The organism is Paenibacillus salivarius (assembly GCF_051307165.1).
GTDB lineage: Bacteria > Bacillota > Bacilli > Paenibacillales > Paenibacillaceae > Fontibacillus.
Map to the genome: position 1 here is coordinate 3,310,776 of NZ_CP195592.1, position 24,559 is coordinate 3,335,334.

Here is a 24,559-nt window from a genome sequence, read left to right on the forward strand (position 1 = left end):
CAAAACACCTTACAAGTCTAAGCAGCCAGTTGCCGGAAATGAACCGGTGACTGGTTGTTTAGTTTTGTTTGAACGCGAATTGAGTTATAGTAAGTAATGTAGTCTCGAACGGTCTGTTCGACGATTGCCGTCGTCGTACAGGTTAAACCTTCGAGATAGAACGTTTCAGACTTTAGCGTGGAATGAAACGATTCGATGGGGGCATTATCAGCGGGCGTTCCCTTGCGGGACATGCTCATGGTAATGCCTTTTCCTTTTATAGCCGCCTGATAAGCCTGAGACGTATAAACACTGCCTTGATCGCTATGGAGCATCATACCCGGTACAGCTGGTAATTGGTTTAACGTGTCTAGAACAAGAGTCGTGTCTTGCTTGTCTGCTATACTGTAAGCCACAATCTCTCCATTAAACAAGTCCAAAATACTCGACAGGTACAATGTTTTTCCGCCAAACGGCAAATACGTAATGTCTGTTACGAGTTTTTGCATGGGGACATCGGCCTGAAACTGACGCTTTAACAAGTGTTCTGCGATGTAAGCTGGCTGCCCTGTAGGTTTGCGTTTCTTCACTTTGACACGACATTGGAGCCCCTCTCGCTGCATAATCCGCTGCACGCGTTTATGGTTAATCTTACATTCCATCCGAAGTAATGCCGTAATCTTCCGGTAACCATATCGAAATTTATGTTGAATGCAAAGTTCCCGGATTTTCTCCACCGTTGGTTCTGGACATTTTGCCTCCATAGTTGCTTTCCAGCGATAATAGGTGGCTATTGCAATGCCGAGCCACGCACAAGCCTGCGTCACCGTTGACTTCTTCTCGAATGGACTCGATCCAAGCAACAACGACTTCTATTTCCACCTCCTTTCTAACTCCTTGTACTTTTTTAGCAGGTCCAACTGCTGCTTTAAAAACCGGTTTTCTGCCTGTAGCTTTTCTAACTCTGAAGAGTGTTCTGGCCCTTTTCCGTAGCTATATTGCTTACCCACAGGCTGCTCCAGCCGGCACCTTCTCGGTACCACTTCATCCACATCTTCAGCTGTGTCTTATTCCGTATCCCGAGTTGCTTCATGACCTCACGAACCGGAACTCCTTCTAATCTCATTTCAATGGCTTTCAATTTAAGTTCGAATGGGTAGCTGACTCTTGTTGCCAATGCAAAAACACCTCCAAGGTTATCCCCATATCTTACGACATGGTTTAATTCTCTTGAAGGTGTTTTAATTTGTCTCACGCTTTGGGGTCAGTCCTGATGGATTCCTGCCCTTTGCAGAGGGGTGTTTGTTTTTGGGCGAGTTAATGACGCGGTGCCTGATTCTGATCCATATTCATCCCGCTTAGCACTTTGTCGAATACCTTTTTCATGTCATCGTTGTATTTGCTTTTTTCCATTCCGCTGGAGGCGTAGATAAGCGCAACTTTGCCTTTTTGAGACATGACGGAAGTTTCTTCGGCTGAGGCTGCGGTCACCGAACCGTTTTGGCCTCCGTATACTTCGGCCATTTCCTCGACTCTGTCCCTTTCGGTCGGAAACACATGAACGTTTACAAAGTGACGTGCATCACCGTTAATGAAATAAGTGTAACTGATTTTTCCGTTCAGATCTTCCGCGTACGTTTCGTGCGTAAGCCGGATGCTGCGCTTGGAGCTCTCGGCTTTCAATGCCTGCAGCAATCCCGTATTCAGCGTAGTCCCGTTGGAAAGCTGTCTCTGATTTCCCTGATTGTAGCTTTTCATATTGTATAAGTCGACTTCGCGGCGCGCCGTTCTCTGCGCTCCATCGCTGCATCCTGCTGCAAACGATAACGCCATTACCGAAGCCAGGCCGAATATCCACCATCTCATCGTAAGCAATCCCTTCTTTCTTAAAGGCTGGCAAACATCAATGAAGTTAGATTGCCACATCATTCGCCATTTTATACCACGTGAAGTGGCGAAACCGGATAATTATCGAGCCTGACCATCCGGGTTTAGATGAATTGCGCCCTCCGCAAAAACAAAAAAAGGATTGTACCCTGGCTTTCCCAAGATACAATCCTTTTTGGTTATTCCGACAATGACACGACCTGACGGCCTTTGGCCTTCCCTTGAAGGATCGTTGCCAAAGCCTCCGGCAAATGCTCGAGCCCAAAGACGGATAGCCATTCGGAAAGCGCCGTTTCCGGCTTCCATTCGCCTGCGAGCCGCTCCCATAACTTAAGCCGGAGCGGCATCGGGCAAAACACCGAGTCAACCCCGAGCAGGTTAACGCCACGCAAAATGAATGGATACACGGTAGCTTCAAAGCTTCCACCGGCAGCCATTCCGGATACGGCGACCGATCCGCCGTACTTCACCATCTTGAGCAGATCGCCGGTAATAGCCCCGCCCACAGGGTCAACCGCGGCCGCCCACAGCTCCTTACCGAGAGCGCCTTTGGCGCCCGAAGCGGCTTCTTCGCGGTTCAGCACCCGGCTGGCACCGAGCGCAAGCAGCCGCTCCGTAATGCCGCCCGTACCGGCCTTGCCTGTCACGGCGGCCACTTCAAAGCCGAGCCGGCCGAGGATCGACACGGCCATGCTGCCGACGCCTCCGGTCGCGCCGGCGACCAGCACCGGACCGCCATCCGGGGTCGCTCCGTTGGCCAGCAGCCGCTCCACCGAAAGGGCTGCCGTGAAGCCGGCCGTTCCGATCCCCATCGCCTCAAGCGGCGTCAGGCCGGCCGGCAGCGGCACCAGCCAGTCCCCCGGGACGCGGGCGAACTCGGCAAAGCCTCCTTCATGGCTTACTCCGAGCCCATATCCCGTACATAGAACAAGGTCGCCGGTCTGATAACGGCCGTCTTTGGAGTCCACGACTTCCCCTGCCAAATCGATGCCGGGGATGAACGGGTAACGCTTAACGATTTTCCCTTCGGGGATTGATGCAAGACCGTCCTTGTAATTCACGCTGGAGTAATGGACACGGATTGTTACGTCCCCCTCCGGCAGGTCGTCGAAAGTGATATGTTCCACTCCCGAGCGGAACTCCGTTTCTTCTTGATGAACCCGAAATGCGCGGAATTTCTCCATGATGTCAAAGTCTCCTCCTTAAGCTTACAAAAACGGATGCTCGTGCTTCGCCTGCAAAATTTGCCAGCGCCGTTCCACTTCAGCCTCAAAAGCCTGGAGCGCTTCAGCGTTTTCCGGTTTCAGCAAATGGCGCGTTTTCCCCATCGTCTTCAACCAGTCGGTCAGCGGAACCCGCTTGCCTTTTTCATCCGGATTGTAAGTAATCGCCGTTTGCCCGTGCTCCACTTCATAGAGCGGGAAGAAGCAGGAATTGACGGCGGCGTCCACGATATTCGTGCCCTCGTCATCCTTGCTGATCCAGTTGAGCGGGCATGCAATTAATATTTTACCATAAACCAGCCCTTCATTCTGTGCATACCACTGCGCTTTGGCCGCCTTCTTCACGAGATCCTGAGGATAAGCTTCGCTTCCGGTAAATACGTAAGGAATGTTGGTTGCAGCCATAATTTGCGCCGTATCCTTATGATGGAACACTTTCCCCTGCTGGGCCGACCCTAGGTTCGATGTGGACGTACGGTGTCCGAGCGGTGTCGAGTACGACAACTGGGCCCCGGTATTCATATATCCTTCGTTATCGTATTCCACGATAATCATCTTATGATTCCGCAGCGCGGCCCCGATGGCCGGTCCCATCCCGATGTCCATTCCTCCGTCGCCCGTTACCATGACAAAGGTGAAGTCATCCTTCAACCCGAGATCATCCAGCTCACCTCTGCGTTTGCGCTCCCAGAACATTTCCACCACACCGGAGAGCGTTGCCGCCCCGTTTTGGAACAGGTTATGAATATACGTGGCTTTATGGGAAGAGTACGGATAGCCGGTTGTCGTTACCATCGCGCATCCCGTATGGAACAAGGCGACGATATCTCCTTCAATGCCTTTAAAGAACAGCTCCAGTCCGGAAAAAATACCGCATCCCGGACAAGCCCCGTGCCCCGGCGCAATCCGTTTCGGTTTTTTGGTCAACGACCGGAGCGGCGGAATGCGGACGCCGAGCTTGCCGGTTTCTTCGTTCCGGGTAACCGTGATAAGCCCGGTTTTCAGGTCTTCAAAGCGGAGCGGATTCAGCACCCGTTTCGGCGCCTTCTCCTTGTCCCCAGGCGTGTGGCCGTAATAATCGAACGGCACCTCGACGCGTCCTTTATTCGCGGCTTCGATCGCCAACGAGAACAGATGGTGGCCGTCTTCGGCGTAAAATTCTTTCCCGCCCAAACCGTAAACCCGGCTGACGACTTGCGTCGTGCGGTTTCCGTACGTAAACAGCGCCGCCTTGATCTCGTTCGTCATGTTCCCGCCATGGGCACCGTAGGAATCGGCGCGGTCGCCGATCGTCACCGCCTTGACGTGCTTCAGCGCCTCGGCGATTTGTTTCTGCGGAAACGGCCGGATCACGTTCGGCGCGATCGAGCCGGCCTTGATTCCTTGGCGCCGCAGATCGTCCACGACGTCCTTGATGATTTCCGAAGCCGAGTTCATCAGGAATACGGCGACTTCGGCGTCCTCCATCCGATACGTGTCGAGCATTTCGTATTTCCGGCCGGTCAATTCGGCATATTCGTCCGAAATCCGCTCGAACACCCGCTCCGCGTTATACATCGCCTGAGACTGCTGGTAACAGTTGTTGATGTAGTCCGGTTCGTTCATATAAGGTCCGACCGTGATCGGATTGTTCCGGTCCAGCGTGTGCATGAACCCGGCAGGCGGACGTTCCCCCACGAATGCCTGCACGTCTTCATTCCGGGCAAACGTACGAACTCGGCGTTTTTGGTGGGACGTAAAATAACCGTCCGAAGCAACGAGCACGGGCAGCCGTACTTCGGGATCCTCGGCCAGCTTGATCGCCATGATGTTCATGTCGTACACGGCTTGAGGATCGCGGCACATTAAAATCGGCCAGCCCGTATTCAGGGCAAAATACAAGTCCGAATGATCCCCGTGGATATCCAGCGGCCCCGAAACGGACCGGCAGACCAGGTTCATGACCATCGGAAAACGGGTGCCGGATTGCACGGGCATTTGCTCAAGCATGTACATGTAACCGTTCGCACTCGTGGCATTGAATACACGGCCGCCTCCTGTAGACGCCCCGTAACAGATCCCCGCCGAGCTATGCTCGCCGTCCGACGGGATCAGCTTGATGTCGTGTTGACCGTTCGCCTTCATCAGGTCCAGAAACTGGGCAACCTCGGTGGACGGGGAAATCGGAAAATATCCCATGATGTGATAATTGATCTGATGAGCGGCGTAAGCCGCCATTTCGTTACCCGACTCGTAAACGATGCGCTCTTCCACTTTGGCCGAGCTGAGCTCTTTTTCCAAATTTATCGCCATTCTAGGTAAACCGCCCTTCTATTTAGTATTGAACGACCTGGTCGAACAGATGCGGCACCCGGTGCTGATCGGCATAGCCGTCTTCCTCCCGCTCACCGGACAAGGCGTCCGTCGGACAAGCGAGAATGCATTTCAGGCAACCCTTGCAGTACTGATAATCGATGCCTTTCAGGAACATCTGAGGCCGGCCCTTCTTGTCCGGCAGCTCTTCCCATACAAAACAATTATCAGGGCAGACGTTATCGCACTGTGCGCAGTGAATGCACGTTTCCGCCTTGAAATGAGGCATCATGCCGGAGCGGGAAATGCTGAGGTCCTTCAGAACGCTGTTCCCAGGATTGACCACCAAGCCGCCGATCGGTTGGGTTTCATATCCAAGCACGGGCGTGTCCGCGCGCACGAAAGCCGGCATAACGGCTCCTTCAGGCAATTCGAACGTTTGAAATTGTACCTCCCTGTAACCTCTGTCGAACGTGGCCAGGGCCGGAGCGACCGTTTGCGGATATTTTTTCTCAAGCGACTTGCGGATGACGCCTTTCATCGTTTCCGGATCCAGGAACGGACAAAGCCGGAACAACGCGCCCAGCATAGCCATATTGACCCGGTTCTTTTCCTCCAGCGCGATGCCGGTGGCATCGATCACGGCGATCGTGCCGCCCATCAGCTTCATTTTCTCCTTCAGTTCCCCCGGCGTTTTGCGCGAGTTGACCAGTACGGTGCTGTCCTCGTAAATACCGCTGATCACGTTAACCGTCTTTGCAAGCGCCTCCTGAAAAATACCGACGATATGCGGCCGTTCCACCGGAGACGTGTCGCGGATCGGCGTGTCCAGATCGCAGAACCGGATATGCGCCTTGACAGGCGACCCCTTCTTCTCCGATCCATAGGAAGAAAAACTGACCCCATTCAGCCCGGCCCCTTCCACGCCGGCTTCCGCCAGCATTTTTCCGGCCAGATTGGCCCCGAGTCCACCTATCGATTCCAAGCGAATTTCAAAAAAACCAAGATCATTCAATTTCGGCAATTGCACCACGCATTTAACCCCCTTCTTCGCTGCAGCCAGACGATTCGCAGCCAACTAGCATTACCTTGATTAATGTTACAATTTATCACAGAAGCAGTGTGACGAATGTAACAAATGTCATATGGACAATCTCGTTTGGACAATTGTACTCGCAATGTCATAAATCACACGAAATGTCGAAAAGTGTGCGCGAAATCACCTAAAAACTCGATTTCTGCGCTTTCCCGAGAAATAATTGATTTCTCACGCAAAAAAGCCCCGAAAGTCTTTAGTCAAGACTCTCGGGGCTTCCTTTTATTCTTCCAGTCGGCTCATATGCTCTTCAATCATTCGCTGCTTCAGTTCCCATGCTTCCTGGCTAAGGTTCACCCTGTATTTTTCCGGGTTCAGCTTGCGCAGATACTCCGGCCAAAACATCTGAAGCTGGTCTTTATGGTGTTCACGGATTTCGGCCAGACTCGGAAGCTCGTAAACCAGTTCACCGTTCACGAATACCGGCTGAAGCATCGAAACGGCCTCGTAGTCCTTTACCGATTTTTTTAAATAAGGATGGACCGGATCGAACAACCGCAGCTTTCCTCCGGAACGGGCCTGCTCCTCGTGAGGCAGGCAAACATAATCGGCAATCGCTCTGCCGTTCTCTTTGCTGACGATGCGCAACACATCTTTTTTTCCGGGCGAGGTCACCTTCTCCGGATTACCGGAAATTTTGATCGTCGGCTCCATCGCGCCGTTCCGCTCCCGCTCTACCAGCTTGTATACCCCGCCGAGAGCGGGCTGGTCCGCTGCGGTAATCAGCTGCGTGCCGACGCCCCAGGTATCGATCCTGGCGCCCTCCGCCTTTAGATTGAAGATGGTATTTTCGTCGAGATCGTTGGAAGCCACGATTTTGACATAAGGAAGACCCGCATCATCCAGCATTTTGCGGGCCTGAACGGATAGATAAGCCAAATCTCCGCTGTCGAGCCGGATGCTGCCCAGCCGCTTGCCTTCCGCTTCCAGCAGCTTCGCCGTGCGGATCGCATGGGGAACCCCGCTTTCGAGCGTATCGAATGTATCTACCAATAGGGACACTTGATCCGGAAGCGCCCGTGCGTAGACTTCGAACGCCTCCTGCTCGGAATCGAAAATTTGTACCCAGGAATGCGCATGGGTTCCTTTCGTCGGGATCCCGAAAATTTCGCCGGCCAGCAAATTGGATGTCGCATCAAATCCGGAAAGATACGCCGCACGGGCTCCCCAGATCGCCGCATCCGCCTCCTGGGCCCGGCGCGAGCCGAACTCCAGCAGTACGTCCCGCTCCGCTACCCTTTTGATCCGCGATGCTTTCGTTGCGATCAGCGTCTGAAAATTCATGAAGTTAAGCATCGCCGTTTCGATCAATTGGGTTTCCATTATCGTGCCTTCGACGCGAATCAATGGCTCATTCGGAAAACAAATATCGCCTTCCCGAAAAGAAAGCAGGTTCCCCCGGAACCGGAAATTCCGCAGTAGCTCCAAAAATTCCGGCTTGTAATTCTCCTCCTGTTCAGCCAGGTACCGGAGATCGCGGTCGGTAAAGCGCAAATTCCGGATGTATTCCGCAATGCGTTCCAAACCCGCAAAGACGGCGTAGCCGTTGCCGAACGGAAGCTTCCGGAAGTATGCCTCGAACACGGCTTTCCGGTTATGGCTGCCATTGATCCAATGCGCATAGATCATATTTATTTGATATTTATCCGTATGAAGTGCCAAATGTTCATTTTGCATCTTAAAAAGTCATCCTCTCTCGGCTGTCCTGACTGCAGAGGCCTAGCTGTAAAAATATGTAATGGCCCGCCGCCAAGCTACGTATAGATGGACAGGCGGGGAGTAAAATCGGTAAACCGGTACAGCTGTGCCGGACGCTGGGAATATTGATTGGACAGCATCGGCTTGCCGTTCCCATCGTGAACTTCCTCCAATATGCCTTGACGGCTGCGAGTGGACGTAATTTTCCGGATAAAGTTTAACTCCGCAAAATCCGGAACGACCGTCTGGATTACCTGATACAGCTCCCCGAGCGTAAAGTGCGGAGGCAAAAATTGCTTGGCGATCGTCGTTTGCAGCATTTGCTGCTGAATGCGAAGGTAAGCATCATTCAAAATTTCGCGATGGTCAAATGCCAAATCCAGTTCCTCCAGGGCCTCCCTTACGGGAAACAAGCCGACTTCCTGGGCATCGTCCGCGGATTGGCGCTTTTCCAGCACCCATTCTTCCACAAGGGCAAAGAAGGCGTGCGATATAATCCAGCCCCTCGGGTCCCGACCGGGTTTGCTGTACACGCCCAAATATTCGAGGTGGTGCCCGTCTACGCCGGTTTCTTCTTTCAATTCTCTCCGCGCCGTTTCATAAAGGGACTCGTCTTCCTGCGAAAAGCCGCCCGGAAGAGCCCATGCTCCGGCAAAAGGCCAGCTTCTGCGACGGATCAGCATCACCTTGAGATCAAAATGCGGCAGCGATTTCGTGGATGCTTTGCGTTCTTGTCTCGTCAAGGTAAACATGACAATATCGGCCGGGATGCCGTCCGGCGTTCGGTATTTCTTTACTTCGTCATCCGGCTGCGATTGTTGCCTTTCCCTATTGCTCATCACGATCACCACGTCAGTATTTTGTAATTACTTCATCACATTAATTAGTTGTATCCTTCGTTTTTTCGTTCCCGGAAAGCCGCGGGAGACGGAAAGTGGCTGTCGATATGCAACCGAGCACATCCTTACTGTCCCGTACCTCGGCCTTCAATGTCATGGTCCGGCTGCTTTCATGGATCGGATACGCCGTTGCAATCAATTCGCCCTTTCGCATGGGGCTTAAAAAATTCACGTTCAGATGAGTGGTTACTCCCTGAATACCTTCCTTGGAAACGGCAACCAGCGTGCCCATCGCCTGATCCATCATCGCGGACAGCACGCCTCCATGCACGATGCCCATGGAATTCAAATGCGAATCACCGGCGGTAATGCCGATTTCCACGCGCTCCTTGTCGGCCGTCAACAATCTCATTCCCAACAGGCCCCAAAACGATTGTTCTTCTTTCTGCATGATTTCATTCCAGTCCATGGACCGAAACCTCCAAGTTGTAATTTGGTTATGGCCTTCGTTAGTCCTTCATGAATAAAAAGGTGCGGGAAAAACCGCTCCCGCACCGACCTGATTACTCGCCATAGCCGGAAGTCGCCGCCGGCTCGCTGCCTGCTTCTACATTGATTTTTTCGGATACGGTATCCCGAATGACCGAAATCACAAGCTGCAGCAAATAATTGATGTCGCTCTGGCTTTGCTGAAACTCGGTAACAAGCGGAATATCATCGAGCTCGTTTTGGAGTTCATCGATTTCACGCTCGATTTTTTCAACCATCGCCTTGTTCTGGAAGCTCTCGAACGCGACGATTTCCTTTTGCTTCTTCTTGATTGCGCTGATCAGTTTCTGGACACGCTCATGATTCTGTATCATCTGCTCCGCTTTTTGAAACTGACGTACCTCTTCGCTTGTTCCGATCAAACCGGCAAGCTCTTTCGCCTTGGCCATAATATCTTCACGGATGACGAGATCGCGCGAATCGAACTTCGGAATTCCGCAATCCGTATGATCCTGATGGTTATGATGATCTCCCATGCTCAACCCTCCCTATGCATCTAAAAAAAGAATTTTACTCCGTTCAGGACATCGATACGGCTTCAGGCACGATATTGCCCTTGATATACCATGTCATCGGATCGGTAATCTCCACATGGACAAATTGACCGATCAGCTCGCTGCCGCCTTCAAAGTGAACCAGTTTATTGCTGCGCGTTCTGCCCGACAAAATGGATGCGTTGTTTTTGCTTTCGCCTTCCACCAACACTTCGACGATCTGCCCCAGCATCGTGTCATTGCTTGAACGGCTGTTTTCGTTAACGACTTCGTTAAGTCGCTGCAGTCGACGCTTTTTGACTTCCATCGGAATATTGTCTTCCATCACCGCGGCCGGAGTTCCTTCACGTGGTGAATAAACAAAGGTGTAGGCGGAATCGAATCCGACTTCGCGAACGAGCGAAATCGTCTCCTCAAACTGCTCTTCCGTTTCGCCCGGAAAGCCTACGATAATATCCGTCGTGAGAACAACATTCGGAATCGCGGACTTGATTTTGCTTACCAGTTCCAAATATTGCTCTCTCGTGTATTTCCGGCTCATTTTCTTCAATACGGCACTGCTGCCCGATTGAACCGGCAAATGAATATGCTCGACGAGATTTCCGCCCTTCGCAAGCACTTCGATCAAATGATCGTCAAAATCCCGCGGATGCGAGGTTGTGAAACGAACCCGAGGAATATCGATTTTCCGGATATCGTCCATCAGATTGGCGAACGTATACTTGATGTCGGTAAAATCTTTTCCGTAGGCGTTCACGTTTTGACCGAGCAGCGTAATCTCTTTGAACCCTTGACGCGCGAGCTCCCTGACTTCCGCGATCACGTCTTCCGGCCGCCGGCTCCGCTCCTTGCCCCGGGTGAACGGGACGATGCAGTAAGTGCAGAACTTGTCGCAGCCGTACATAATGTTGACCCAGCCCCGCATGCCTTCGCGCTTCTTCGGAAGGTTCTCGATGATATCGCCTTCCTTGGACCATACCTCGACAACCATTTCCTTGCTGAACAGCGCCTCCTGGATCAGATACGGCAGCCGATGGATGTTATGCGTGCCGAAAATCAAATCGACGAAGCCGTGTTTTTGCAAAATCCGGTTGACGACGCCCTCTTCCTGGGACATGCAGCCGCAAACACCGAGCAAAAGCTCGGGGTTTTCCGTTTTCAGGCCTTTCAAGTGCCCAAGCTCGCCAAACACTTTATCTTCCGCATTTTCGCGGACCGCACAGGTGTTCAACAAAATGATGTCCGCTTCTTTGCGGTCTTCGGTAGGCTGATACCCCATCTGCTCGAGCAGGCCCTTAATCGTCTCCGAGTCATGCTCGTTCATCTGGCAGCCGAAGGTATACACGATGTAGTGTTTGCCGGCCCCGATCGACTTCATTTCCTCCGGCACCGCAGTGTCGTAAAGCACCTGGATATCCTCTTTGCCCCGCTGTTTCTCTATGCGCTGATTCGGTTCGGACAAAATTTGGATCTCCCGTCCGCGAATTCTGATCTTCTTCCCCCGTTCGTCCTCCGAAATGACTTTGGCGTCCGAGAAGTCAAAATACTTGGAGTAATCCTTCGTTTCCTTAGCCATGATGTCGGCTCACTCCTTTTTTGCCAATCTATCTGTTTGCACGGTATGAAATATTAATTAGTCGTAAAAAAACGCATTACACCAAATTATAACATGATTCATAGGTGATATCCATAAGCAACTCCTTGCATGCCGCTATCCGCAAAAGAAAAAGGCCCGTTCTTTCGAACGGGCCTCCACCTTCATCTGATTAAAATCCTTTATATTGCGGTTCTTCGTTTTCCAGATCTTTTACCCGGCTTTCGACTTGGGTAACGATTTGCTGGGTTTGCTCCGCCGCGTTCGTGAACAACGTTTTCGCTTGCTGGTTTTGCGTATTCAAGGCGAATTGCTCCAGGTTGGCCTGAGCGCTCTTGAGGGAAGCCAGCGTCGTTTTTACTTGAGCTGCCACTGTCATTTGAAATCACCACCTCTGCGCAAAGTATTTCTAATTTGCTCGGGGGTACCTGCAAATTATTCGGTCCGCGATATCCATATTTTGTTTTCTTTAATAACAATCCTTACTGCGCATAATTGGAATAGTTTAAAGACGGAAGGAGAAAAATTATGCCGATTTGGCTGGAAGTCATCGTGCGGACATTGGTTTCCGCCGTTATTCTCTTTATATTGACGCGCCTGTTGGGTAAAAGGCAGATCTCTCAGTTGTCTTTCTTCGAGTATATTACGGGGATCACGATCGGGAGCATCACCGCCTATTTGTCCGTCGACGTAGACACTCACTGGTACCTGGGCATCATTTCCATGGGGGTTTGGTTCCTCGTCTCGCTGGGCATTGAATATTTGCAGATCAAGAGCAAGAGAGCCCGCGACTGGATTGACAGCAAGGCCACCGTATTGATTAAAGACGGGAAAATCATGGAAGAGAACTTGAAGAAGGAAAAGTTGTCGAACGACGAATTGCTGGAGCAGCTCCGGAAAAAGAGTATTTTTCAAACTTCGCAGGTCGAGTTCGCTGTGATAGAGCCCGACGGCTCGATCAATGCTTTGCTTAAAAAAGAGTATCAACCGTTGACACCTTCGCATCTTGGAATCAAGGTCAATCCGGAAACCGAACCTCAAACGGTCATTATCGACGGAAACATTATGGACGAGCCGCTCGCCACGATCGGCATGAACCGGCGTTGGCTGCATACCGAGCTCGAAAAACTCGGCGTTTCGCTCGACAATGTCAATTTGGGACAGGTGGATGGCAACGGACAGCTATATGTCGATCTATACGACGATGTGCTTCAAGTTCCCGAGCCGCAGGAAAAAGCTTCCCTTCTTTCACAGCTAAAAAAATGCGAGGCCGACTTGGAGATGTACGCCCTGTCTACAGAGGACGGCCAGGTCAAGCAAATGTACACCGATTGCTCCACAAAACTGCAGCAAATTATCGATGACGTCAAGCCTATTCTGGCGAGATAAGGAAGATAAGGAGGCACTATTGCGATGGTCAAATCAAAAAACAAGAAACTGACCCCGACACAGCAGCAATACCAGCGGCTCGCGGCCGATGCGGAACCGAAACGCCCCGCTTTCGTCAACTGCTTGCGCGCCTTCTTGGTCGGAGGGATCATCTGTCTGATCGGGGAATGCATCCGCCAAGCTTTTATCGCCTACGGAGGGTTCAGCGAAAAAGAAGCCGGAAATCCCACCGTCGCCGTACTCGTGATTTTGTCCGTCATCCTGACGAGTTTCGGCGTATACGATAAAATCGCGCAATGGGCCGGGGCCGGAACGGCGGTTCCCGTCACCGGGTTTGCCAACTCCGTCGCTTCATCCGCCATAGAGCATCGCAGCGAAGGACTTGTTCTCGGCGTCGGAGCCGGAATGTTCCAGCTTGCCGGTTCCGTGATCGTCTTCGGGACGGTGGCTGCTTTTATTATCGGGCTAATTTATGCCGTATTTGTGCCCGGGTTTGCCGGAGGAGGTCATTAAAACATGCTGAAAGGCCATCAAAGCTGGGTATTTGAAAACAAGCCGAAAATTATCAGTACAGCAACGGTCGTGGGTCCGTTCGAAGGCCAAGGGCCGCTTGCGGAAGATTTCGACATCGTCCATGCGGATCTTTACTTAGGTCAGGACAGTTGGGAAAAAGCGGAGAAAGTGCTGTTGGAAGAATCAACCTCCCTGGCGATCGAGCATGCCGGATTGACCAAGGAACAGGTACAGTTTTTTTTCGGCGGGGATCTGATGAACCAAATCATCAGCAGCAGCTTCGCCGCACGTACGCTGAGCATCCCTTATCTCGGGTTGTTCGGTGCCTGTTCGACGTCAATGGAAAGCTTGGCGCTGGCTTCCTACATCGTAAATTCGGGCGGAGCGAAATACGCGCTGGCCGGAACGTGCAGCCATAATGCAAGCGTCGAGAAACAATTCCGCTATCCGACGGAATACGGCTCCCAAAAACCGCCGACGGCCCAGTACACCGTAACCGGCTCGGGCGCCGCCCTGCTTTCTCCCGAAGGTCAGGGCCCGGTCGTTACCTCGGCGACAATCGGCCGGGTCATCGATATGGGCGTCTCGGATCCGTTCAATATGGGCGCGGCCATGGCGCCCGCCGCCGTGGATACCATCGAAGCCCATTTTAGGGATTTGGACATCAAGCCTTCCCACTACGACCTGATCGTGACCGGGGATCTGTCCAAGGTCGGCTACGAAATCGCAAACGAGCTGCTGGAGCGGCATGGCGTGCCGATGAAGGAAACGACCTACAAGGACTGCGGCATGATGATTTACGATTACGAAAAACAAAGCGTACAGGCCGGAGCCAGCGGCTGCGCATGCTCCGCGGTCGTCACATACGGTCATCTTCTAAATAAGGTGCGCAAGGGAGAGTTAAAGCGAATTCTCGTCGTCGCCACCGGCGCTTTGCTTTCCCCGCTTTCCTTCCAGCAAGGCGAAAGCATTCCGTGTATTGCTCACGCGGTTTCCATAGAGAGTGAAGACGCAACCTCGTAACAACATGCAAAAGACCTCGCAGGCATAAGCTCGCGAGGTCTTTTTACAGTGAATCTAATTATTCAACAATCTCGGCAGTGTCGCCTGTTTTGGCTCCTGCAGCGTTTGCTTCGTCCGTATCAATATGCATGTCCAGGGCAAACGAATCGGAAACCCGGGCAATCACGTTTTCAAGCACCAGGCCGCGTTCGCCGCCAAGACGGACTTTCAGAAGCTGCTTGTCTTTGATTCCCCATTTTTCCGCATCGGAAGTATGGAAATGGATATGTCGCGCTGCAACGATGACGCCTTGTTCCAGTTCGATTTCTCCGGCCGGGCCTTTCACTTTAATTCCCGGGGTTCCTTCAATGTTGCCAGATTCGCGAACCGGAGCCTTCACGCCGATCGCGAACGAATCCGTACGGGAAATTTCCAACTGCGATGCCGGACGCGCCGGTCCAAGAATGCGGACTTTGTCAAACTGGCCTTTCGATCCGATAACCGCTACTTGTTCATTAGCCGCGAACTGGCCGGGCTGGGACAACGGCTTAAATTCGGTCAGTTGATAGCCAGGGCCGAACAATGCCTCGATATGTTCCTGAGTCAGGTGAATATGACGTGCCGATACGCCGACGGGTACAGTTTTGCTCATGTTTGAAAACACTCCTCGTATATTCTCTATATCGATGACGATTCACATCGTTACCCATTATACACCTATTCGAAACAAAAAGGAAAAGATGTCCGCATGATGCGGACATCTTTAAGGTCGATTACACGAATTCTGCTACAAGTTTGTCAAATTCGCTCTTATCCAAAGCCAGGTTTTGATGGACCAACGGCTCTTTCTTAAAGCCGTGTACCATGTCTTCATAAGCTTTTTTCTCTTTGTTCTGATAGATCAGGCCGGTTATCATGCTGCCGGTTTCCATCAGTTTCGCCATCGCCAACGCCCGGTTGCTCGGATCGTAATCCGGCACGGTATCGAGGTTGATGATGTTCTCCTTGAACCAGTCGTACGTATTCACCTTGTTAAAGGTGACGCAAGGGCTGAATACGTTGATCAGGGAGAAGCCTTCGTGCTGAATTCCTTGCTCAATCAAAGAGGTCAGCTGTTTCAGATCGCTGGAAAACGATTGGGCGACAAATGTCGCTCCCGAAGCCAGTGCAACCTCCAATGGAGACAGCGTGGATTCCACCGAACCCTCCGGCGTGCTCTTCGTTTTGAAGCCTTCGCCGCTGCGAGGGGACGTTTGCCCTTTGGTCAATCCGTAAATCTGATTATCCATGACGATATAGGTGATGTTAACGTTCCGGCGAATCGCATGGACCGTATGTGCCATACCGATCGCAAATCCGTCGCCGTCGCCGCCGGAAGCGATGACCGTTAGATCGCGGTTGGCCAGCTTGACGCCTTGGGCGATCGGAAGCGCCCGGCCATGGATGCCGTGCAGTCCGTATGCATTGATATATCCGGAAATCCGGCCCGAGCAGCCGATCCCCGAAATGACGGCCAAGCTTTCCGGCTCAAGGCCCACGTTGGCTGCTGCGCGTTGGATGGCCGCCTGGATGGAGAAATCGCCACATCCAGGGCACCAGTTAGGTTTAATGCTATTGCGGAAATCTTTAAAGGTTGCCATTATTTCACCAACTCCCCATGTGCATGATTGCCGGCGGCCTGTTTGCATCTTTCAAAAATCTCCGATGGCAGGAACGGATTCCCGTCATATTTAAGGATATTCACGATTTTATCGTGATGTCCGACATTCATTTTGATTAAGTTGGCCAGTTGGCCGGTAGCGTTGTTTTCCAAAACGACGATTTTCTTGGCTTTTTCCATCTGCTCTTTCACTTCCTCTACCGGGAAAGGATGCAGCAGGCGAACCGTCATATGGTTTGAAGTAATGCCCTCGCCATTGAGACGCAAACGTGCTTGATCGATCGTCCCGCCTGTCGAACCCATGCCTACGATCAGCAGATCCGGCTCGGCGTGTGGAGCATGCAGGTGGATCGGGTTCTCCACCTCCAGCTTCGCGAGTTTGCGAAGCCGCTTATCCATCATTTTCTTACGGTTAACCGGACTTTCCGATGGCCGGCCTGCTTCGTCGTGCTCGACGCCGGTTACATGGTGGATACCGTTTTTCTCGCCCGGGAGAACCCGAGGCGATACGCCGTTGTCGGTGAAAGCGTACCGGTTAAACATGCTCGAATCTTCCCGATCCGGAATATCCTTAACGATATAACCGCGGTCGATTTGCACCTTGTCGAAATCGAGTCCTTCGCAGGATTGCTTTCCTAGAGATAATTGCAGGTCGGTGGCAAGGATGACCGGAACCTGATATTTATCCGCCAGGTTAAACGCTTGAACCGTGTCGTAAAAGCATTCTTCAATCGAGCTTGGCGCCAAAACGATCTTCGGAATTTCGCCGTGCGTTCCGTAAATCAGCGCGCTGATATCGGATTGCTCCTGCTTCGTCGGCAAGCCCGTACTTGGGCCGCCGCGCTGCGTATCGACGATAACGACCGGAATTTCAGTCATTCCCGCAAGCCCGATCGCTTCCATCATGAGCGAAAGACCAGGACCTGCCGATGCGGTCATCGTACGTACGCCGGCGTAGCTTGCTCCGATCGCCATCGTAACTGCCGCGATCTCATCCTCCGTTTGCACAACGGTTCCGCCGAATTTCGGCAGCTTTTTGATGAGATACTCCATAATTTCCGAAGCCGGCGTAATCGGATAGGCGCTCATGATCCGGCAGCCCGCCGCTACGGCTCCAAGGCCGATCGCGTCGTTACCGATCATGAACAGCTTTTGCTTGCCGTCGGCCGGTTCCAGCTTGAAGTTCTCCAACGGTCCTCCGGCCAGCTCCAACACATACTCCGCACCGCGTTTAACCGCTTCGATGTTCTTTTCCACAATTGCCGGACCTTTGCGTCCGAACTCTTCTTCCACAGCTTTATTGAATACTTCCAGCGGCAATCCGAGCAGCGCCCAGGATGCTCCGGAAGCGACCATGTTTTTCATCAGTGAGGTGCCGAGTTCCTCCGCAATGCTCGTGATCGGAACCGGGAACAGCTTTGCGTCCACCCCTTCCGGCACGACCGGATTAAATTTGGCGTCGGCCACGATAACTCCGCCGCTGCGCAGTTCATGAGCATTCAGATCGATACTTTCCTGGTCGAAAGCGACTAAGATGTCCAAGTCGTCGGAAATCGCGCGAATCGGCTTGGTACTGATCCGGATTTTATTATTGGTGTGACCGCCTTTAATACGAGATGAAAAATGCCGATAACCGTACAAATAATAACCGAGTCTGTTCAAGGCTGTCGAAAAAATCCGGTCCGTGCTTTCAACGCCTTCTCCTTGCTGACCACCGATCTTCCAAGACAATTGACTAATCAAGATCGCCCACCCCTTTATCGTATCGCACCTTAGTAAAATAATTTGAAATTAGTGCTTTACAGAATGCAAACCTGTGAGATTTGATATAAGATCTCGCGAAATTTGTGAACATTCTGTTTCAGAGTCATGTCAATTTTATGTCTCCGGGATGTAAAAAGCAAGCGTTTTCTACCCTTTTTCGTATAGTAGTTTTCGATGATATTGTTCTCGTAAATGCATTAATTAAAGCGCTTACTTAATTTGAGGGAGCCATTTTCTTAAAAAAGCCATTGCATTGCCGGACAACCATCCCCTAACCATCCGTTCCGGGTAGTGTTTGAGCAGGAGATTTGCCCAATCGGCATAATGGCCGGCATGGGCGAGACCGCGAATATGCGTGTCGATGCCGTCAAAATCCGATCCGAACATGATCGCTTCTTCTCCCCCGAGCGAACAGATATGATCGATATGCGGCAACAGATCCTCGGCACTGACGGCGGAGCCGCTCTTCACAAACCAGGGAACGAACGTCATGCCGATTCTCCCTCCAAGGGATATGATCGCACTGATCTGGTCGTCCCGCAAGTTCCTTGCATGCGGGCACACCGCATATGCATTGGAATGGGAAGCGATAAACGGAATTCCCGCCTCTTCCGCAAGCCCTGCAAGCTCCCAGAATCCATTGATCGATAAATGAGATACATCGAGCATCATGCCAAGCTTATGGCAAGTATGAACCAACTCCACTCCTTTCGGGGTCAAACCGCCTCCGCGCGGCTCCATAATCCCGTCCGCCGCCCAGTTCGCATAGTTCCAGGTGAGACCCAGAAACCGGACTCCCCTTTCATAGCAAAGCTGCAGGTAGTGCAAATTTCCCTCCAGACCGTCCGCCCCTTCCAGCGACAAAAAACCTCCCGGCGTCCCGTTCCTTTCCGTCTCATCGAGGTCCTCTACGAATCTAACCGGCCTTACGCCTGCTTCCACAACCCTCGACCGGAACAGATCAATCTGCTCGAGGACATGGCCAAATTCGGCCTTGCCGAGCTTCTCCGACAAATAAATCGCAAAGCACTGCAGCCCAATACCCCCTTGCCGCATTCGTTCCAGCGTGACGTCCAATCGGGTATCCTTCACGAAATCCAGATTCGGATCAAGCTGCATTTTGCTGAGCGCATCGCAATGAAAATCCACGATCATTACAAAATTACCCCTTTCTCCAAAAAGAATGCAAAAAAACCTGTCTACTTATACGTAAACAGGCGTCAGTTTCATATGAATCTTTTCTTTATTATCTTGGCTCGACAATCAATTTAATAGCCGTACGATCCTCGCCGTCAATGACGATATCCGTAAATGCCGGGATACAAATCAAATCGACACCGCTTGGTGCCACAAATCCCCGAGCAATCGCTACCGCTTTTATCGCCTGATTGAGAGCACCTGCCCCGATAGCCTGAAGTTCAGCAGCGCCACGTTCTCTTAACACTCCAGCAAGCGCACCGGCGACGGAGTTAGGATTGGATTTTGCTGAAACTTTTAATACTTCCATGGTAAGTACCTCCTGGGAATAATGGTTTGATCGATCCCACTACTTAGAACATATTCGTGAGCGCTCAAATAATTCCTGCTTTTTTCCCAAGAGGCTCCATGGACCTGCTATTCCATCAACCAATCGTCCTCAAGTATGCGAATTTTCTGGATTTTTACGGCGTGCCCCGTAGATTCGTCGATATCAACCAAGCATGCATGAAAATGCCATTTGCCTTCGCACACCGTAAACCGCACCGGCAGCTGGGTTGTGAACTTCCGAAGCACGGCGCTCCGTTCCATGCCGAGCACGCCTTCGCGCGACCCGACCATCCCGACGTCCGTCATAAATGCGGTGCCCTGCGGCAGGATGACATCATCATTGCTTTGCACATGCGTATGCGTACCGACAACGAGCGAAGCGCGCCCGTCAAGATGCCAGCCCATCGCGATTTTTTCCGATGTCGCTTCCGCATGGAAATCGACGAGAATGCATTTATGCTTTTTGGAGATGGTTTCCACGATCTCATCCGCCATTCGGAAAGGATCTTCTATGGCCGGCAAAAACGTCCGTCCCATCAGATTGACAAGCGCCAATTCCTTGCCGTTCGCGCGAATGACGGTCGAGCCCAGTCCAGGCGTTCCCGGCGGATAATTGGCCGGCCGCACCATACGAGGCTCGTCGTCGATGAAATCAAAGATCTCCTTATTGTCCCATGTATGGTTGCCCATCGTCAGTCCGTGAATGCCCATTTCGAAAAATTCCTTGGCGATTTTGGCCGTAATGCCACGCCCGGAAGCGGCATTTTCCCCATTCGCAATAATGATATGAGGGTTGTGCTTGGACTTCAGATGCGGCAGCGTTTCTTTCAGCGCTTTCCGTCCCGTGTTTCCTACAATGTCACCGATAAACAGAACTTTAATGATTTTTCCTCCTCTTGCGCTCATGCGGTCACAATGAAAAAGCGGCCCGGGAGGGGCCACTTTTCAGCATAACCTTTACTTCGCGTATTCAACCGCCCGAGTTTCACGAATGACGGTAACTTTGATGTGTCCCGGATAATCGAGTTCACTTTCAATCTTCTTCGTAATGTCACGCGCCAGACGGAATGCTTCCGCATCGTCGATCTTCTCAGGCTGCACCATCACGCGCACCTCGCGGCCCGCTTGAATAGCGAACGATTTCTCCACGCCTTCGAACGATTCGGAAATTTCCTCGAGCTTCTCCAAACGCCGAATGTAAGTTTCCAGCGTTTCGCGTCGTGCACCAGGTCTTGCCGCCGACAAGGCGTCGGCTGCGCCAACCAGCATCGCGATGACCGAAGTCGCTTCGCAATCCCCGTGATGGGACGCGATACTATTGATAACGACCGGATGTTCTTTGTATTTCTTCGCCAGTTCCACGCCGATTTCGACATGAGATCCTTCCACTTCATGATCAAGCGCTTTACCGATATCGTGCAAGAGTCCGGCACGTTTGGCGAGAGTAATGTCTTCGCCCAATTCTCCGGCCATGAGACCGGCCAGATAAGCAACTTCCATCGAGTGCTTAAGCACATTTTGTCCGTAGCTTGTCCGGAACTTGAGACGTCCCAAAATTTTGATTAAATCCGGATGCAATGCGTGAACGCCGACTTCAAATGTAGCCTGTTCACCGTACTCGCGAATCCGTTCATCGACTTCACGGCGGGATTTATCGACCATTTCCTCGATTCGTGCCGGATGGATACGTCCGTCAGCCACGAGTTTTTCCAAAGCCGTACGGGCGATTTCACGTCGAATCGGGTCGAATCCGGACAAGATGACCGCTTCCGGCGTATCGTCGATAATCAAATCGATACCGGTAAGCGTCTCCAGCGCACGGATATTGCGGCCTTCGCGACCGATAATCCGTCCTTTCATCTCCTCGTTCGGCAGGGTGACAACCGAAACCGTCGTTTCCGCGACATGGTCTGCCGCGCAACGTTGAATCGCCAGCGTAATAATTTCACGCGACTTCTTATCGGCTTCTTCCTTCGCCTGCTGTTCAATGTCCTTAATCATTTGGGCCGTTTCGTGGCGAACCTCCTGTTCCACATTGTTCAAAATAATGGAACGGGCGTCCTCCATCGTCAAATTCGAAATGCGTTCAAGCTCTTGAACCTGACTCTTGTAGATCAGGTCAATTTGCTGCTGCGTTTCTTCAATTCGTTTCTCTTTGCCGGCCACTTGCTCTTCTTTACGTTCCAGCGATTCCAATTTTTTATCCAGCGACTCTTCCTTTTGCAACAATCGTCTTTCTTGTCGTTGAATTTCATTCCGACGTTCACGAATGTCTTTATCAGCTTCGGCTCTGAGCTTGTGGACTTCGTCCTTCGCTTCCAGAACCGTTTCCTTTTTCAGTGCTTCTGCGTCTTTCTTTGCGTTTTCCAAGATTTGACTTGCAGCTTGCTCCGCACTGGAAATTTTAGCTTCTGCAAGAGATTTGCGAATAAAATATCCGATCCCGAACCCAAAGAATAAAGCGGCTGCAACGAGAACGATCCAGATTCCTGTGTGCATCTGTTCACCTCCCCGTTGTTTCCTCCAAGGCATTCCTTGGGATGTTTGCAGTTGTAATTTTCTCAATTCATCATCATACAAAGAATTCATTACAGGCCGGTTCAGGCAAGGCCTCCAGGCCTTCATCATTGGCAGATGAATCTTGGCGGGATCCCGTTATTTTGGAAGGAAAATAGGGTTCCATAAAAAAAGATTCATATTCATTTTAGTATTTGACGAAAAGAATTGTCAAGCTACTGTCACGGGTTGCAGCTTCCGGGAAACTACTGGTCTTCCCAGTCATCTTCATCGCGCATGCCATCTTGCTGGACCAATTCCCGAATCACCTTCGAAACAAGAGACCCTTGATAACCGCGGCGAAGCAAAAAGGCTCCCGTTTTACGTTTACGGTCCGCGATCTCCCCAGTCGTGGTCCGCCATTTTTTGGCGGCGAGCTCTTTCGCGCTCTCATACTCTTCATCCTCGCTGACCGTATCCAAAGCCTCCTCGATCAACGGCTTGGAGACGCCCTTCTGGCGCAATTCCTGTCGAACCCAGAGCTTCCCCTTCCCCCGGCCGCGAACGCGCTGTGAGGCCCATTCCTGGGCGTATGCCGCATCATTGAGAAGTCCTTCATCGGTGAGCCGCCGGATGGCCTCCGCCGCATGTTCTTCGCTCCACCCCTTCTCGCCGAGCCGCATCGTCATTTCATAGGCCGTCCTCGGCTTCCTGCTCAAATATTGAAGAGCGTCCGCATAACATCTTTGGCGCTCATCCGCAAGAACAACCTCTTCCAATTCAATTCTCGTAAAGACGGCACCTTTGATCATCCGGTATTTGATCATGACATCTTCATGAACCTCGAGCGAAAGAGTCCCAAAAATGATCCGGTACCTGTACTTCGGCCGCTTCATCATCTGTACGGAAGTAATCGTCAATTCCGCGTCCTCGGGAAATTGATCCAGACCGACGGAATCGGACTTCTCGTTTCCTGCCGGACTTTCATCCCGGGTAACCGCTCTACGAACCGCTTCCCAGTCCCCTTCTTCCGAGATATCCATAATTCCTTCCGGTTCCTTATGTTTTCCGCCGGCCCGTGGCGCCTCGCCCCAGCGTTTCTGAAATTTACGGTCGACCATCGGTATGCCCCTTTACCTTGAAAATGTAATATTTTTTCGTGTTACCATTGGCTTAATCCGCTCTCTGTGTTCCCGGATTAAATTTATCCCGTTTATGGTTATTGGACCATAAAGCAAAAGCGCCCTGCTCCGGGTAATCCCGGCCACAGAGCGCCAATTAGCATTATTATTCTACCTCGAAAAGCGCCTGCTCTTCCTTGGCTTCAGCTTCAAGTTCGCTGGAGCTCGGGGAGGCTACCGAAGTCGTCAGATTGCTGGCTTCCCGGATCTTTTGCTCGATCGTATTACAAATTTCCTGATGTTCTTTCAGGTATTGCTTCGCATTTTCGCGTCCCTGACCCAATCGTTCTCCGGCAAAAGAATACCAGGCCCCGCTCTTATCCACGATATCCAGCTCTGCGCCGATATCGATAATGCTTCCTTCTTTGGAGATACCTTCACCGTACATAATATCGATCTCCGCCTGTTTGAATGGAGGAGCTACTTTATTCTTGACAACCTTAATCCGCGTCCGGTTACCAACCATATCGTTGCCCATTTTGATCGTTTCCACACGGCGAACGTCAAGACGAACCGTCGAGTAGAACTTCAAAGCACGGCCGCCCGGCGTAGTTTCGGGATTTCCGAACATAACTCCAACTTTCTCGCGCAACTGGTTAATGAAAATCGCAATTGTCTTGGATTTACTGATCGCACCCGACAATTTCCGGAGCGCTTGAGACATCAGACGGGCTTGAAGACCGACGTGGGAGTCGCCCATCTCGCCTTCGATTTCCGCTTTCGGAACCAAGGCGGCAACGGAGTCGATGACGATGATATCCACCGCGCCACTCCGTACGAGAGCTTCGGCGATTTCGAGCGCTTGCTCGCCGGTGTCCGGCTGGGAAAGCAACAGCTCATCGATATTTACGCCCAGTTTGTTGGCGTAAGAAGGGTCGAGCGCATGCTCGGCATCAATAAATGCAGCTTGTCCGCCAATCTTCTGTACTTCGGCGATGGCGTGCAGCGCCACGGTTGTTTTACCGGAAGATTCCGGCCCGTATACTTCAATGATCCGGCCGCGAGGAAGTCCCCCCGTGCCGAGTGCAATATCAAGTGCTAACGATCCGCTAGGTACGATTTCCACCTGCATATGCGTGGATTCTCCCAGCTTCATGATCGAACCTTTACCGAATTGTTTTTCTATTTGACGAAGCGCCATTTCCAGCGCAGCTTTCCGATCTGACAATCAGCTCACATCCTTAAAATATAAATTGGATACAGGATTTCTTACAGTTATAATTGTACCTTGTTTTGGAACGTTTGCCAAGCATTTTTTCGAACATACATTCGTAATTTTTCTCAACCCTCCCAAACCCTCCCTTACCGTAAGGGAGGGCCCCCCAGGGCTCCGCCCTAGGGGATACCCGGAACTGGAAAACGTGAGAGGGAATGAG

Annotated in this window: 22 protein-coding genes and 1 pseudogene; 3 read left to right on the forward strand and 20 right to left on the reverse strand. The window is 51.7% G+C overall.

Features of this window, described 5'->3' with window-relative positions:
• Positions 1-17: 17 nt before the first annotated feature.
• The 11 genes and pseudogenes from ACSFXJ_RS15075 to ACSFXJ_RS15125 all read right to left on the reverse strand — a co-directional run bounded on the left by ACSFXJ_RS15075 (position 18) and on the right by ACSFXJ_RS15125 (position 12,030).
• Positions 18-1,156: pseudogene (locus ACSFXJ_RS15075) on the reverse strand (IS3 family transposase).
• 140 nt (positions 1,157-1,296) lie between these two features.
• Positions 1,297-1,845 carry a hypothetical protein gene (locus ACSFXJ_RS15080; protein ID WP_435921158.1) on the reverse strand — a complete coding sequence of 183 codons (549 nt, stop codon included), beginning with the start codon at positions 1,843-1,845 and terminating at the stop codon, positions 1,297-1,299.
• 200 nt (positions 1,846-2,045) lie between these two features.
• A complete protein-coding gene (locus tag ACSFXJ_RS15085) occupies positions 2,046-3,050 on the reverse strand; it encodes an acrylyl-CoA reductase family protein (protein WP_435921159.1) in 1,005 nt (334 codons plus the stop codon).
• 24 nt (positions 3,051-3,074) lie between these two features.
• Entirely contained in the window at positions 3,075-5,381 is a 2,307-nt protein-coding gene (locus ACSFXJ_RS15090; RefSeq protein WP_435921160.1) for a thiamine pyrophosphate-dependent enzyme, read from the reverse strand.
• A gap of 22 nt (positions 5,382-5,403) precedes the next feature.
• Positions 5,404-6,414 carry a 2-oxoacid:acceptor oxidoreductase family protein gene (locus ACSFXJ_RS15095; RefSeq protein ID WP_435921161.1) on the reverse strand — a complete coding sequence of 337 codons (1,011 nt, stop codon included), beginning with the start codon at positions 6,412-6,414 and terminating at the stop codon, positions 5,404-5,406.
• A 285-nt stretch (positions 6,415-6,699) separates the two neighbouring features.
• Positions 6,700-8,154, reverse strand: coding sequence for a nicotinate phosphoribosyltransferase (locus ACSFXJ_RS15100; RefSeq protein WP_435921162.1), 1,455 nt, complete (start codon positions 8,152-8,154; stop codon positions 6,700-6,702).
• 77 nt (positions 8,155-8,231) lie between these two features.
• Positions 8,232-9,014 carry an NUDIX domain-containing protein gene (locus tag ACSFXJ_RS15105; protein ID WP_435921163.1) on the reverse strand — a complete coding sequence of 261 codons (783 nt, stop codon included), beginning with the start codon at positions 9,012-9,014 and terminating at the stop codon, positions 8,232-8,234.
• A 40-nt stretch (positions 9,015-9,054) separates the two neighbouring features.
• Positions 9,055-9,483, reverse strand: coding sequence for a PaaI family thioesterase (locus ACSFXJ_RS15110; RefSeq protein WP_435921164.1), 429 nt, complete (start codon positions 9,481-9,483; stop codon positions 9,055-9,057).
• A gap of 94 nt (positions 9,484-9,577) precedes the next feature.
• On the reverse strand, positions 9,578-10,039 hold the full coding sequence (locus ACSFXJ_RS15115) for a RicAFT regulatory complex protein RicA family protein (protein ID WP_435921165.1): 462 nt from the start codon (positions 10,037-10,039) through the stop codon (positions 9,578-9,580).
• Between the two features lie 43 nt (positions 10,040-10,082).
• Positions 10,083-11,633 (reverse strand): tRNA (N6-isopentenyl adenosine(37)-C2)-methylthiotransferase MiaB, encoded by a 1,551-nt coding sequence (gene miaB / locus ACSFXJ_RS15120; protein ID WP_435921166.1) that lies wholly within the window; start codon positions 11,631-11,633, stop codon positions 10,083-10,085.
• Between the two features lie 190 nt (positions 11,634-11,823).
• The gene (locus ACSFXJ_RS15125) at positions 11,824-12,030 is read right to left on the reverse strand and encodes a DUF1657 domain-containing protein (RefSeq protein ID WP_435921167.1); all 207 of its coding nucleotides are present in this window, start codon (positions 12,028-12,030) and stop codon (positions 11,824-11,826) included.
• Between the two features lie 149 nt (positions 12,031-12,179).
• Between ACSFXJ_RS15125 and ACSFXJ_RS15130 the strand changes: the two genes are divergently transcribed.
• The 3 genes from ACSFXJ_RS15130 to spoVAD are packed head-to-tail and all read left to right on the forward strand — an operon-like array spanning position 12,180 to position 14,576.
• The gene (locus ACSFXJ_RS15130; RefSeq protein WP_435921168.1) at positions 12,180-13,040 is read left to right on the forward strand and encodes a DUF421 domain-containing protein; all 861 of its coding nucleotides are present in this window, start codon (positions 12,180-12,182) and stop codon (positions 13,038-13,040) included.
• Between the two features lie 24 nt (positions 13,041-13,064).
• Entirely contained in the window at positions 13,065-13,553 is a 489-nt protein-coding gene (spoVAC, locus tag ACSFXJ_RS15135; protein ID WP_435921169.1) for a stage V sporulation protein AC, read from the forward strand.
• 3 nt (positions 13,554-13,556) lie between these two features.
• On the forward strand, positions 13,557-14,576 hold the full coding sequence (gene spoVAD / locus ACSFXJ_RS15140) for a stage V sporulation protein AD (RefSeq protein ID WP_435921170.1): 1,020 nt from the start codon (positions 13,557-13,559) through the stop codon (positions 14,574-14,576).
• A gap of 58 nt (positions 14,577-14,634) precedes the next feature.
• Here spoVAD and pduL read toward each other — a convergent pair whose 3' ends face one another.
• The 9 genes from pduL to recA form a co-directional block, all read right to left on the reverse strand.
• Positions 14,635-15,207: a phosphate propanoyltransferase gene (gene pduL / locus ACSFXJ_RS15145; RefSeq protein WP_435921171.1), complete on the reverse strand. Its 573-nt coding sequence runs from the start codon at positions 15,205-15,207 to the stop codon at positions 14,635-14,637.
• Between the two features lie 121 nt (positions 15,208-15,328).
• Positions 15,329-16,195: a 2-oxoacid:ferredoxin oxidoreductase subunit beta gene (locus tag ACSFXJ_RS15150; protein ID WP_435921172.1), complete on the reverse strand. Its 867-nt coding sequence runs from the start codon at positions 16,193-16,195 to the stop codon at positions 15,329-15,331.
• On the reverse strand, positions 16,195-17,958 hold the full coding sequence (locus tag ACSFXJ_RS15155; protein ID WP_435921173.1) for a 2-oxoacid:acceptor oxidoreductase subunit alpha: 1,764 nt from the start codon (positions 17,956-17,958) through the stop codon (positions 16,195-16,197). The genes ACSFXJ_RS15150 and ACSFXJ_RS15155 overlap by 1 nt, the downstream gene beginning before the upstream one ends.
• Before the next feature lie 231 nt (positions 17,959-18,189).
• Positions 18,190-19,134 carry a dipeptidase gene (locus ACSFXJ_RS15160; RefSeq protein WP_435921174.1) on the reverse strand — a complete coding sequence of 315 codons (945 nt, stop codon included), beginning with the start codon at positions 19,132-19,134 and terminating at the stop codon, positions 18,190-18,192.
• A 91-nt stretch (positions 19,135-19,225) separates the two neighbouring features.
• Complete coding sequence (locus ACSFXJ_RS15165) at positions 19,226-19,486, reverse strand: stage V sporulation protein S (protein WP_006286829.1); 261 nt, start codon at positions 19,484-19,486, stop codon at positions 19,226-19,228.
• Between the two features lie 107 nt (positions 19,487-19,593).
• A complete protein-coding gene (locus ACSFXJ_RS15170) occupies positions 19,594-20,412 on the reverse strand; it encodes a TIGR00282 family metallophosphoesterase (protein ID WP_435921175.1) in 819 nt (272 codons plus the stop codon).
• Between the two features lie 51 nt (positions 20,413-20,463).
• Complete coding sequence (rny, locus tag ACSFXJ_RS15175; RefSeq protein WP_435921176.1) at positions 20,464-22,005, reverse strand: ribonuclease Y; 1,542 nt, start codon at positions 22,003-22,005, stop codon at positions 20,464-20,466.
• Positions 22,006-22,268: 263 nt separating this feature from the next.
• Positions 22,269-23,123: a regulatory protein RecX gene (locus ACSFXJ_RS15180; protein ID WP_435921177.1), complete on the reverse strand. Its 855-nt coding sequence runs from the start codon at positions 23,121-23,123 to the stop codon at positions 22,269-22,271.
• Between the two features lie 166 nt (positions 23,124-23,289).
• Positions 23,290-24,351: a recombinase RecA gene (recA, locus tag ACSFXJ_RS15185; RefSeq protein ID WP_435921178.1), complete on the reverse strand. Its 1,062-nt coding sequence runs from the start codon at positions 24,349-24,351 to the stop codon at positions 23,290-23,292.
• Positions 24,352-24,559 lie beyond the last annotated feature (208 nt).